The following is a 12,873-nucleotide window of genomic DNA, read 5'->3' as shown; positions in this document are numbered from 1 at the left end:
TTTAGTGAAATTAAGCGCTCCTAATTATTTCTAATAAACAATATTTAACTAAGAGTGCTCTATACTAGCTCTTAAGATAAAGACTAGGCTTTAAGAAAAAGCTAACTCTCCTTCTTCCACCGTAACATTTATTGTTGAACCGTGCGCAAAGTCTCCTGCTAATAAGCGCTGCGCTAACGGGTTTTCAATCCCCTGCTGAATAGCACGCTTTAATGGTCTAGCACCAAAAATGGGATCAAAGCCAACTTCAGCAATTAAAGCTAATGCTTCACTACTAACAGATAAGCTTAATTCTTGTTCTGCTAGTCGATCTGATAATGATTGAATTTGAATACCAGCAATTTTCTCTATTTGGCTTGCTCCTAAGGTGTGGAACACAACCGATTCATCAATTCGATTAATAAATTCAGGTTTAAAATGGTGGCTAACTTCATTCATTACTTGCGCTTTCATTTGCTGATATTGATTGTCATTATCAAATGTTTGAATTATGTCTGAGCCGATATTTGAGGTCATAATGATAACGGTATTTTTAAAATCAACAGTTCGACCTTGACCATCAGTTAAGCGACCATCATCAAGCACTTGTAATAATATATTAAAAACATCAGGATGCGCTTTCTCAACTTCATCTAATAGAATAACCGAATAAGGTTTACGGCGAACAGCTTCTGTTAAATAACCCCCCTCTTCATAACCAACATATCCTGGAGGTGCGCCAACTAATCGCGCAACTGAATGTTTCTCCATAAACTCTGACATATCAATACGAATAAGTGACTCTTCAGTATCAAATAAAAAGTAAGCGAGTGCTTTTGTTAACTCTGTTTTACCTACACCTGTAGGCCCCAAGAATAAAAAGGATCCTATTGGTTGATTTGGATCGGCTAAGCCAGCACGCGAACGTCTGATCGCATTCGATACTGAAGCTACCGCTTCACCTTGTCCAATAACGCGTTGGTGTAATTCTTCTTCCATGTTGAGTAATTTATCACGCTCTTGCTCTAACATTTTAGCAATAGGAATGCCCGTAGCACGGCTAAGTACTTCAGCAATTTCAACTTCAGTCACCTTATTAGCTAATAAGCTCATTTCTTGCATTTCAGCTTGGCTAGCTAAATCAAGTTGCTTCTCGAGCTCAGGTAACTTGCCATATTGTAATTCAGACATACGATTAAGATCACCTGCCCGCCTTGCCGCTTCTAGCTCAATACGAGCTTGCTCTAAATCTTCTTTGATCGTTTGTGTACCATACAACGCTGCTTTTTCTGTCGTCCAAACCTCGTCTAGTTCATCGTATTCTGTCTGTTTTTCATTTATTTGTTCCGAGATATCCGCTAAACGCTTCACGGTTGCATCATCAGAATCTTTTTCTAATGCTTTTTGCTCTAACTTAAGTTGAATTAACTTGCGCTCAAGTCGATCTAAATCTTCAGGCTTAGAATCCATTTGCAAACGAATACTTGAAGCTGCTTCATCAATTAAATCAATCGCTTTATCGGGTAACTGTCTATCACTAATATAACGATGAGATAATGTAGCCGCCGCAACAATAGCAGGATCGGTAATATTAACGCTATGATGAAGTTCATATCGCTCTTTTAAGCCGCGTAGAATAGCAATAGTATCTTCAACAGTAGGCTCTTCTACCAACACTTTTTGAAAACGACGTTCTAATGCCGCATCTTTTTCAATATATTTACGGTATTCATCTAACGTTGTTGCCCCAACACAATGTAAATCACCTCGAGCAAGCGCAGGTTTTAACATATTGCCGGCATCCATCGCCCCATCTGTTTTCCCAGCGCCGACCATGGTATGTAATTCATCAATAAATAAGATGATCTTACCTTCTTCTTGAGACAACTCATTTAATACAGCTTTTAAACGTTCTTCAAATTCACCACGATATTTAGCGCCAGCAATCAAAGCGCCCATATCTAAAGAAAGAACACGTTTATTTTTTAATCCTTCAGGTACTTCATGATCAACAATACGTTGTGCTAAACCTTCAACAATAGCAGTTTTACCCACACCTGGTTGGCCAATTAAAACAGGGTTATTTTTAGTTCTACGCTGTAATACTTGCAAAGTACGACGGATTTCATCATCACGGCCAATAACAGGATCTAATTTTCCTTGCTCAGCACGTTCAGTTAAATCAACCGTATATTTTTGTAATGCTTGACGAACATCTTCAGCATTTTGATCATCAACTTTTTGACCGCCTCGTACGTGTTCAATCGCCGCTTTAATACGTTGTTCATTAGCGCCTAGCTCTTTTAAAATAGAACCTAATGTGCTTTTATCTTCAAGTGCTGCAAGTAAAAACATTTCAGAAGATATATATTTATCTGACATTTTCTGCGCATATTTATCGCATAAATTTAACACCTTACCTGATGCAGAAGAAAGCTGAACATCGCCATCAGAGCCTTCTATTTGTGCTAAAGATTGCAGTGCTTGTTCTATTTTATTTCTTAGCGTATGAACATCTATTCCCGCACTTTTTAATAGCGGAATAACAGAGTTACCATTTTGATTTAACAACGCCATCATTAAATGAATGGGTTCAATGAATTGATGATCTCGACCTAATGCAAGCGACTGTGCATCCGCAATAGATTCTTGGAATGATTGTGTAAAACGATCTAAACGCATAAATATTCTCCTGCCATATTACTGGACTTATGAATTAATTAAACCTGATGTAATTACTTATAACATTAGGTCTAGTGTGGTCTTTTTCAATAGAGGATAAGCATTAGTTTGATCTAGAACAAATAATTGCTCAGACATAATCTAAATAAAACGGCTTGGCATTAACGACTAATAGTATAAACACCATGAGTAGTGAAGCGAGGTATTTATAATAGGCAAATCAATGTTGCCATTCTTCCAGTTACGCTATCTTTACGATAAGAGTAATATTTATCCGTATTTGTATAAGTACATTCTGGTAGTGTACTTATGGCGTTAATACCTAGGGCATTTAATTGTATTTCGGCAATTTTATGTAAATCTGCTAAATATTTACCTGTTGAGGTTGCAATAAAGGCACAGTTAAAAGAATCACATTGCTCAACAAATTGAGCTTTTACTTCACTACCCACTTCAAAAGCATTTTTCGAAATACAAGGCCCAAGCCATGCATAAATATCTTCGGTTGGTGTGTTCATTTTGGTAATTGTGTTTTGAATGATATTCGCAGACAAAGGACGCCAACCACCATGAATGGCGGCAATTTCATTGCCTGACTTAGATGCTAATAAAATAGGAAGGCAATCTGCAGTCATAATTGCTAAACAAACATTCTTTTCTTGAGTAATAGCAGCATCAGCGGTAAGTGACTCTGCAGATATTGTCGATATTTCGACAACCTCATTACCATGAACTTGATTAAGCCATTGAATTTGAGTGTTTACAGGTAACAAAGATTGTAGGTAACGACGATTATCTTTTACCCGTTCAGGACAATCTCCAACATGTAAACCAAGATTAAAAGCTTGATAAGGCAGTGATGAACCTTTAAGCGTATTACTAGGTAAAAGCCGTGTTGTCTGTACTGAAAAAACGTTATCAATTAAAGCTGCTTGGCCAATACTTTCATCGTTCGATGAGGGTATTGGCCATTGAACAAGCTCAATAGCTGAACTTGTTCTAATATTATTTGCTTTATAAGTAATCGTCGACGGCATTAAGTTTAGTGTCTTCTTGTAGTAATTCAACTAACTCAACAAAATCGTCAGGTAAATCAGCATGCCAAGTCATTAATTCACCCGTTATAGGATGATATAATGAAAGCATAGCTGCATGTAATGCTTGACGTTTAAAAGTACGTAACTTTGCTAATAATTCAGGTGTTGCATTTTTAGGTGGACGCGGTCGACCTCCGTAGGTTGGATCACCAACCAATGGATGCGTTATATGTGACATATGAACACGAATTTGATGCGTTCGCCCTGTTTCAAGACGTAAACGTAAGCGTGTATGCAAACGATATTTTTCCATTACACGATAATGCGTAACTGACGGACGGCCAGAAAATGTAACGGCCATATGCGTGCGTTTAGTTGCATGACGGCCTATTGGCTCATCAACAAGGCCGCCAGCAGTCATTAAACCATTAGCAACAGCTTCATATTCACGTGTAATTTCTCGTAATTGTAATGCTTCAACTAGGTTCGTTTGTGCCGCTATTGTTTTCGCAACCACCATCAAACCAGTGGTATCTTTATCCAAACGATGAACAATACCAGCACGTGGTACAACTTCAATAGCTGGAAAATGATGTAACAAAGCATTTAAGACAGTGCCATCAGGATTACCAGCACCTGGATGAACCACTAAACCTGCAGGTTTATTAATCACTAAAATGTCGTCATCTTCATAAACAATATCAAGATCAATTTTTTGTGCAGCGAAACGTTGCTCAGCTTCTACTTCTGCATTGATAGCAATACTCTCGCCACCATACATTTTTTCTCGCGCTCGGGGTAATACTTCACCATTAACCATCACTTTACCGGCTAAAATCCAATCTTTTAGCCTTGAACGTGAATAATCAGGAAACATTATGGCCAAAGTTTGGTCTAATCGTTTACCTAAACACGAATCAGGAACGGTATCTTGATGTTGAATTATTTCAGACATTAAACTCTCTTTAAATTTTTAACGTTGTGCAACTTATGATTGCTAGGTTAGAATGTTAATACGCAAGTATGCACTAGGTATAATAGTTTCATTTTACCCTTTTTATGATAACCATGCTACATGGCTGTCAAAGGTTTCATACTTATTTAATTTTAAACAAAGGCGTAATTGCAAATTCCATGGAAAAATTGACCAAAAAAATAGTATTTATCACGCTAGCACTCGCTTTAGCAGGTTGCTCATCTTCTGGTATCGAAAATGACATTGATAAAGTGCCAGACAAATCAGCGCAAGCTTTATTTGTCGATGCTCGAACAGCACTGGATAATGGTTTGTATCAAAAATCAATCCAAATCCTTAGTGCAATTGACTCTCGCTTTCCTTTTGGACCAATATCACATCAAGTTCAATTAGATTTAATTTATGCTTACTATAAAGTAGGCGACGCTGCTCAAGGTATTGCACTTACTGATCGATTTTTACGCCTAAATCCAGACAACCCGAATACAGATTATGTTTATTACATGCGTGCATTAATAAACTTATCAACAGAAGATAATTTGTTTCAAGATTTGGCAGGCATAGATCGTTCAGATAGAGATCCGACAGCAGCTCGTGAAGCTTTTGACGACTTCAAACGTATAATTACTCATTATCCTGATAGTAAATATGCCGCTGATTCTCAAAAAAGAATGATTGAAATTAAATCAAGGTTAGCTAAATATGAACTTGCGATTGCTAGATTTTACTTAGAACGAGAAGCTTATGCTTCAGCAGCAAACAGAGGTCGCTATATTGTTGAGTACTTTTCACCAAGTCCTGAGTTAGAGCCTGCATTAGAGATAATGATTGAATGTTACGATAAGTTAGGTCTAGATGATTTGAAAACTAATGCATTACAAGTATTAGCCGCTAATTATCCTAATAACTCAATGATTAGATAAACGCTACTAATTATCAAAAAAATACGAGTATCAAACACTATCGGCACTAAAGCTGATGAGTTCGATACTCGTAACTAGTAAACAATTAAATAAAACTATTAGAATTAACGATTACAAGGCTAATAACTAAATAGCTTCTTGGTTTTCTTCACCCGTTCTAATACGGATAACACGCGTTACATCGGTAATGAATATTTTACCATCACCAATTTTTCCTGTTTGCGCTGTTTCTAAAATAACATTTACGCAGCGTTCAAGATCTTCTTTTGCAATCACTATTTCTAATTTTACTTTAGGTAAAAAATCAACCATATACTCTGCACCGCGATAAAGCTCCGTATGCCCTTTTTGCCTACCAAAACCTTTCACTTCAGAGACTGTCATACCGGTAATACCTATCTCACCTAGCGCTTCTCTTACATCGTCTAACTTGAATGGCTTAATGATTGCTTCAATTTTTTTCATTATTTCTCTCTGTATAATGGATTTCCATATGACTTTCTGTAATATTACAACGCGTTTATTAGCAAATCACGCTTTTATTTTGCTAAACTGTTATTTAACACTAACTCTACTAAGTTATTCATCAATCAAGGATAATAAATTAAATAGAATTAGTATAATCAAGCTAATACTCTTACTTAAAGCAGGATAGTCCATGGATCAGCAAACCATAATAGATGAAATGAAAGTTTTACCTAAAATAGACGCTCACTTTGAAGTTCGTCGACGTATTGATTTTATAAAATCTACCTTAAAAAATTCAGGTTTAAAAACATTAGTACTGGGTATTAGTGGCGGAGTAGACTCTTCTACCTGTGGTCGTTTGGCGCAACTTGCCGTTTCTGAATTAAACGCAGAACAGAATAAAGATATCGCTGATCAGTTTCAATTTATTGCTGTAAGACTCCCTTATAATGTACAAGCAGATGAAGATGATGCACAAACAGCATTGAACTTTATCCAACCTAGTCATTGCTTAACCACCAATGTATTTGATGGTGTTAATGGAATACATCAAGAAGTTGTTTCTGCTCTGAATAATGCACAGCTATTAACTGCGTCAGAAAATCAGGTAGACTTCTCAAAAGGTAATGTAAAGGCACGAATCCGCATGGTATCTCAATACCATATCGCTGGAATTTTAGGTGCATTAGTATTAGGCACCGACCATAGTGCCGAAAATATTACGGGATTTTTTACTAAGTGGGGCGATGGTGCTTGCGATTTAGCTCCTTTATTTGGCCTTTCAAAACGCCAAGTAAGAATAATAGCCAAGCATTTAGGTGCACCTGATATTTTAGTTGAAAAGGCTCCGACAGCAGATTTAGAAGATTTAGATCCAGGAAAAACCGATGAAGATGCTTTAGGTATCAGCTATGATGAACTTGATGACTTTCTTGAGGGCAAGAATGTATCATCAGATATACAAGAACACATTATTAATATTTATAAAAAAACACAACATAAGCGCCAACCTATCCCAACCATTTATAGCTAGTACTTGTCACTGGAAAAATCCATTTTTTATAACTATACCTATATTATAGGGAAGTTATTAAAAATGGATTTTTTTTATGCTCAATCATAAGCCTTTTATTAACCTCAATTTATATATGAAAGGAGTTACGCTACTAGAATTAATCATCTCCGTGTCTATTACGGCAATTCTGGCGATCATAGTTATTCCAAACTTCAATGATTTCATTGTTAAAATGCGTGTTGACAATGAAATTTCTAAACTCCATCGCATGCTGATTATGGCAAGAAATACAGCGATTAACAGTGGACAAAATACAATACTTTGCCCATTAAATACAACTTCTCAATGTAGCGAACTCTGGGGTAATGAGCTCAGCATTTTTATTGACAGCAATAATAATAAAACATTTGATCCTGATGAAAAAATACTACAAATAAAAGAAGGGATTACAGTAGGAGATCAGCTTGTTTATGGCATAGGTAGAACAATGATCACATTTAAATCAACGGGGCAACTTAGTGGTCTTGCAAATGGTACGTTTCGATATTGTCCTAAGGATTATAAAGAACATTCAAGAGGTATTATTGTAGCTCGTTCAGGTAGAGTTTATCAATCAAGCGATCTTGATAATGATGGTGTTGATGAGAATAGAGGCAACACAGAAATTAGCTGTGAATAACTCTTTATTCCCTAAAAGGCGTTTACTAGCGAGTTAAGTAATAAAATGGTATAAATGTTATCAAGCTCAAATAGTCGTTAGTGAAATACCATGCATAACATTAAAAGCACCTTATCAATTCCCACTTCTACCCGCCGCCATAAAAAAGGGTTCACCTTAATTGAACTAATGATTTCGATTGCGATTGTTGCAATATTATCAACGGTAGCTTTACCTAGTATGGGTGACTTTTTGGTAAAAATGCGTGTTGACAATGAAATAAGTGAAGTACAACGACTATTACTCACTGCTAGAAATATGGCAATAAATACAGGAAAAAATACCACAATATGCCCCCTAACCTCTGGTGCTTGTACTAATAACTGGGGGAGTGAAATCAGTATTTTCACAAATGATGATAACAGTTTAGCAACAAATAATAACTTTGCTGCGCCTGATGAACTAATAAAAGTTAAAAGCGAAATTAAGGCTGGTGATAAACTTCAATATACTGAAAATAGTATTATTTATACACCTGATGGCCGATTATTAACAAGCTCAACTAATTTTAAATATTGCCCAAAAGATAAAGCAGATCTATCTAGAGGGATTAGTGTCTCATTGTCAGGTCGAAGCTATAAAAGTTCAGATACTGACAACGACGGCAAAGATGAAGACAGCTCAGGTAATGATATTGTTTGTACTTAGCCTCTAAGGACGCAGCACTAATGTCTCAAAGCTAATGCCTATAGCTAACACTGAATCCTAGTCAATCAATGTCAGTATTGAAAGAATATATTTATACTATTCACATTCATCTAAGCATATTGTTATCCATTGCTCTAGCAATTGGACTACTAAACTCATCTTTCGCTAAAATACACTGTTTAACTCTGTAAATAGTTCCTTTTTTCTTACTCGACTGACCACCGATAATATTAGCTTTATGACCAATAATAACGTCCGGTAGAGCAGCTAATGATGATGGTTCTATTTTCCAAAGGCTAATCGTTTCAGAGCCCCCAGCAAGCTCTACATAACATTTCACTTCTACCCGCATAGCAGTGGCTTCTTGCTCTTCAGCTTGTGCACTCATCACATTAACTAAACTAACAATGCCACTGACCAAAACGAAGACGATTAACTTTGAAGCTTTCATCTTGTTACTCCCAACACTCTTTAGGCGTTTTGGCACCTAAATAGTCAACTTTCAATGTTGTACAATCGGTATCTTTTACTTGGCTCTTTTTTGCAACAGCCTGTAAGGTGAAAGTAGTCGCTGTTGCGCCAGCAACAACACTAATTAAATAGTTGCCCGACTCCGTTGTATATTCATCAGTACTCATTCCTAAACCTTTCATATTGCTGGCATAAGATCTAGTATCAACAAAGACTTGTTCTTGTAAATTGGCTAAGCGCATTAGCTCACGTTGCCCTTCAGACCGATTAGAGCGAAGCACAAAATCAGTATAAGAAGGGTAAGCAACACTCGCTAGGATTCCAATAATAGCCACGGTAATCAGTAGCTCAATTAAGGTAAAGCCTAATGTCTTAGTACTCATTTTTTTCTGCATATTCTTTAGGCTTGGCTGTACCATGTTTATTGATCCTCTGTAATATAAAGATAAGTTCGCATTGTTTGTAAATTGAAACCTATATCAACAATTCGTCTTCCAACAATTAAATTTCCTGTTGTTCCCGCGGTTGCATCATCAGGGTCATTAGGAATTACAATTAATGTCGGAGCCCCCAAAAACTGTTCACTAATAAAACTTATTCTATCTTCTCTATTTTTAGAATCTTTCTCAGCCCACTTGAACTTTGAAATCCCCAAAGCAAGATCTACCCCATACAACCAACCTTGACCACTAGGAAGCTCACAATCTATTTGTTCATCGGCTAAATTAGGTGGAGAGAACGTTGTAAAATAAACGGTATTATTGATTACAATTGCACTTGCTGTACTTTTTTCACCAGAGAGTTCTAAATCAAAGTACCAACCTGACTTATTACTTACGGCTACCGATAATGCTTGTCTACCAGTATCACTAACAGTCTCAAAAGGGTTATCAGTAAAGTCATAAAGGTCATCTATGGCTATTACATCAGGTATTGATGTCCCACTATCACCAAAGTTCTGAGTGATAATGTTTTTATCTTTAATCATAAAGAAAACATCACTGGTATCAGTTCCTAATGGATTAGATTTGTCACCGCTACCAAGTAAAATAGCATCGTAAGGTATTTCTTGATGAACAGTAACGGTAGAAGTACTTTGATCTTCAGCTTTAACCTCTGATTCTATTGTTTCAGTAATGAAAGTACGAACTATGGCTGGTTCATTAAAAAATCGCCTATCCGTTGAGTTAGTATCACCACCTAAGGTGGCTAATTCAAACACCGAAATATCAGTTACGCTATTACTTGGCATATCAACTCGCCAAACACTGCCTCCGGTATCACCTACATACAATCTATCAACCAAACCATCACCATCACTATCTAACGTAGCAATACTGGAAGGAATGCTATCTTCACCAGTAAATTCTGTGGTTGCATTATCTTCAGCCATGCTCCATTTCAAGTTACCTGTTTCAGCATCTACCATATAAACTGCACGCCCAACATTATCTTCGCTGCCCACCCCGCTATTATCTTTTGATGGGTCATAGCCACCACCAAAAAACAGCACTGGTTTAGCGGTATCACCACTAAGGTTTAACTTAGAGTAGCCTAACTTAGCTTGCGACCATGTTTGCCCTAACTCTGTAAAACCGGTTGTGCCACCTTCGATACGCCACATTAACCGAGGTGAACTAGGATTACTTATATCAATAGCGTAATAAGAAGAACCTCCTCGGCGTAAGCCAAAGAAGATCCATACTCTATCTCCCGATTCAATAATCCCATCACCGTCTTTATCGTCAATATAGGAAGTAATCTTCCCATCGACACCGTAAACTTTATCATCACTAGTTGAATTATTGCGCAAGGTTTTAATATTAGGAAAAAACTCTTTGGGCATAAAGGCCCATGTTTCATCGACGTTATCGCCAGTATCCTCAAACATGTGCAAAGCACCTGAGTTAGTCCCAATAAGTATATGTATTTTGTTACCGTAGTTGATAACTAAAGGATTCGAATGAAGCGGATCACCAAAAACATCACTACGCATATCGGTTTTATCGCCATCTTTGTCCTCATCATCAACATCGATACCTAAATTCCAATTGAAATAATCATCAGACTCTAAAACATCAACACCAAGAAAATCTGCATAATCCTGCTCTGTGCCAAAATGGCTTAACTTATTGGTAGCGGTTAGTTCCACTAGCGCATTGGAAACACCAATATCACTATAGACTAATCGATCAGTTTTATTACGTAACATCTCTGCTACGCCCCCCTCATCTACTTGAGCTCCATCTCTACTGTCTGACCAATAACTTGTCACGTTAGAAGAAAAGTGCCCTGTCGAGTCGTCAATAGCTACATTGCCACTTTTACCTACTTGTATTCCCCCTTCAACCTTATATTTTTTCAGATTTCCTTGCCATCTTGGCCCTCTATCAGGTTGAAACATCGCATAATAAACGGAGTCTAGTGTTTCGGTACGATCAAAGTTATTCGCGGCAACTGAAGCTGATGTTAAGCTGTTATTGCTCGGCTCTAAATTAGCTAATACATTAGTTAATGCAGCAGTTAAACTCGCAGTATCCTGTGCCGGAAAATATTTTCCCCCACCGAGATTGGCTGTTTCTCTTAAAAGAGGTTCAGCCGCTTCCGCGCCTTGGCTAAAACCTATGGTGTATGTGGTTACAGTTTGTTTACCATCAACAGTTGCATTGACATCATTATTATTCATCCAACCTGCAAGAGCAGCTAGATAATTACCATCAAAGTCCGACATGGGATAACTATAAGCAGTACCTAGTGCTTTCACTTCATCATTTGCTGCAGTATCAAGTGTTGGTGCTCCATCGGTAATAAGAATAACGTAGGCTTTATCACTACAAGAAGTAAAAGGAGATTTATAAATTTTACTGCTTGTTTCTATAGTAGTATCCCGAGGGGGGGTGTTCGCAGTATAAGAAGAACGATTACTATCGTTATCACCATAATAAACACTTTTACCGCCAAAATAACGTGATGCTTCATATAAAGTCTCACACAAAGGCGTATTATTTTCTGGGTCAAGTTGATTGTTGATGATATCGAGTAAAGTTGTTCGACTTGAAACAGTAGAAGTTTGGATGCCGAAAACTATACGTCCACCATCTCGGGAGTTTTCTCTTGTTGCATTATGATTAAAAACTTGTAAGCCAAAATCAACATTCGGAGAAGAGTTAATCAAGTTGGTAACACTTTCTTGCGCTATTGCAATACGCTCTTTTCTACTTGTTGCTATCTCATCACTATGGTACCAGCGTAAATAATTATCGCTATACAAGGTTACTAGCGAGCCAGACCATTCAATATTGCTATCACCAACATTTGCTGTATAAAAAATAGGATTAGTTGAATCACCTTCACCATCAATAGGAAAACCTGACGGTAATGCTGTTGTCGCACTACCTCTTAAGTAATTCTTATTGTTATTATTTATCGCTTCTACATCATCTTCACAATCAGTAATAACAATGCCAGTACCATCAGTCTCATTTAGCTCACTCCAACGACCTGAGTTCCCTTGAAACTGATACTCTCTAACGTGGCCAGTATAATAACCATATTCATCAATAATATCTTGCGCCACTTTACAATTACTAATGCTCAGAGGAAATTTTCGTTTTTCATTACTATCATCTGCTATTGGCATATCGTCAATATCAGTTTGACCTTTACTATAGTAAATGTAACTACCTGTTATTTTTGTATAACCACTAACAGCAGGGTAATTTATATTCGGATCGTACGAGTTTTTTACCAATTCACGCGTGCTCATACTGCCTGAATTATCAAAAATAATTAGAACTTGAGGTCGTTTTTTCGTTTCTTTGACGCTATCACTTATATAAAGCTCTATATCTTCACTAAAAGAAAAATTAGTAATTAAAAGTAAGAGTACTGCCACTATAAATTTTTTCATCTTTCTTCCTTAAGCAATAAGAAATACACCATCTTTAAAACGGTAA

General features: G+C 37.0%; 11 protein-coding genes. 4 read left to right on the top strand and 7 right to left on the bottom strand.

Annotation, left to right across the window (positions count from 1 at the left end; genetic code table 11):
• Nucleotides 1-90 precede the first annotated feature (90 nt).
• The 3 genes from clpB to rluD all read right to left on the bottom strand — a co-directional run bounded on the left by clpB (nt 91) and on the right by rluD (nt 4,653).
• Nucleotides 91-2,661 carry an ATP-dependent chaperone ClpB gene (gene clpB, locus KO509_RS11575; RefSeq protein WP_215973433.1) on the bottom strand — a complete coding sequence of 857 codons (2,571 nt, stop codon included), beginning with the start codon at nt 2,659-2,661 and terminating at the stop codon, nt 91-93.
• Between the two features lie 206 nt (nt 2,662-2,867).
• Nucleotides 2,868-3,698 carry a peptidoglycan editing factor PgeF gene (gene pgeF, locus KO509_RS11570; protein WP_215973432.1) on the bottom strand — a complete coding sequence of 277 codons (831 nt, stop codon included), beginning with the start codon at nt 3,696-3,698 and terminating at the stop codon, nt 2,868-2,870.
• Nucleotides 3,676-4,653, bottom strand: coding sequence for a 23S rRNA pseudouridine(1911/1915/1917) synthase RluD (gene rluD, locus KO509_RS11565; protein ID WP_215973431.1), 978 nt, complete (start codon nt 4,651-4,653; stop codon nt 3,676-3,678). Before rluD ends, pgeF begins: the two co-directional genes overlap by 23 nt.
• A 179-nt stretch (nt 4,654-4,832) precedes the next feature.
• On the opposite strand from rluD, the gene KO509_RS11560 reads away from it, so the two are divergent.
• Nucleotides 4,833-5,597, top strand: a complete 765-nt coding sequence (locus tag KO509_RS11560; protein WP_215973430.1) for an outer membrane protein assembly factor BamD — start codon at nt 4,833-4,835, stop codon at nt 5,595-5,597.
• A gap of 126 nt (nt 5,598-5,723) precedes the next feature.
• On the opposite strand, the gene glnB is transcribed toward KO509_RS11560, so the two are convergent.
• The gene (gene glnB, locus KO509_RS11555; RefSeq protein ID WP_215973429.1) at nt 5,724-6,062 is read right to left on the bottom strand and encodes a nitrogen regulatory protein P-II; all 339 of its coding nucleotides are present in this window, start codon (nt 6,060-6,062) and stop codon (nt 5,724-5,726) included.
• 193 nt (nt 6,063-6,255) lie between these two features.
• Here glnB and nadE point away from each other — a divergent pair, with 193 nt between their 5' ends.
• The 3 genes from nadE (at nt 6,256) to KO509_RS11540 (ending at nt 8,446) form a co-directional block, all read left to right on the top strand.
• The gene (gene nadE, locus KO509_RS11550) at nt 6,256-7,098 is read left to right on the top strand and encodes an ammonia-dependent NAD(+) synthetase (RefSeq protein ID WP_215973428.1); all 843 of its coding nucleotides are present in this window, start codon (nt 6,256-6,258) and stop codon (nt 7,096-7,098) included.
• A gap of 76 nt (nt 7,099-7,174) precedes the next feature.
• Complete coding sequence (locus KO509_RS11545) at nt 7,175-7,759, top strand: GspH/FimT family pseudopilin (protein ID WP_215973427.1); 585 nt, start codon at nt 7,175-7,177, stop codon at nt 7,757-7,759.
• A gap of 90 nt (nt 7,760-7,849) precedes the next feature.
• Nucleotides 7,850-8,446 carry a GspH/FimT family pseudopilin gene (locus tag KO509_RS11540; RefSeq protein WP_215973426.1) on the top strand — a complete coding sequence of 199 codons (597 nt, stop codon included), beginning with the start codon at nt 7,850-7,852 and terminating at the stop codon, nt 8,444-8,446.
• A 106-nt stretch (nt 8,447-8,552) separates the two neighbouring features.
• On the opposite strand, the gene KO509_RS11535 is transcribed toward KO509_RS11540, so the two are convergent.
• The 3 genes from KO509_RS11535 to KO509_RS11525 are packed head-to-tail and all read right to left on the bottom strand — an operon-like array spanning nt 8,553 to nt 12,827.
• The gene (locus tag KO509_RS11535) at nt 8,553-8,897 is read right to left on the bottom strand and encodes a hypothetical protein (protein ID WP_215973425.1); all 345 of its coding nucleotides are present in this window, start codon (nt 8,895-8,897) and stop codon (nt 8,553-8,555) included.
• Nucleotides 8,898-8,901: 4 nt separating this feature from the next.
• A complete protein-coding gene (locus tag KO509_RS11530) occupies nt 8,902-9,300 on the bottom strand; it encodes a type IV pilin protein (RefSeq protein WP_215973424.1) in 399 nt (132 codons plus the stop codon).
• 38 nt (nt 9,301-9,338) lie between these two features.
• The gene (locus KO509_RS11525) at nt 9,339-12,827 is read right to left on the bottom strand and encodes a PilC/PilY family type IV pilus protein (protein ID WP_215973423.1); all 3,489 of its coding nucleotides are present in this window, start codon (nt 12,825-12,827) and stop codon (nt 9,339-9,341) included.
• Nucleotides 12,828-12,873 lie beyond the last annotated feature (46 nt).

This window comes from Colwellia sp. C2M11 (assembly GCF_018860915.1).
GTDB lineage: Bacteria > Pseudomonadota > Gammaproteobacteria > Enterobacterales > Alteromonadaceae > Colwellia.
Note: the sequence above shows the minus strand (reverse complement) of the source record. Positions and strands in the feature narration are given on the sequence as shown.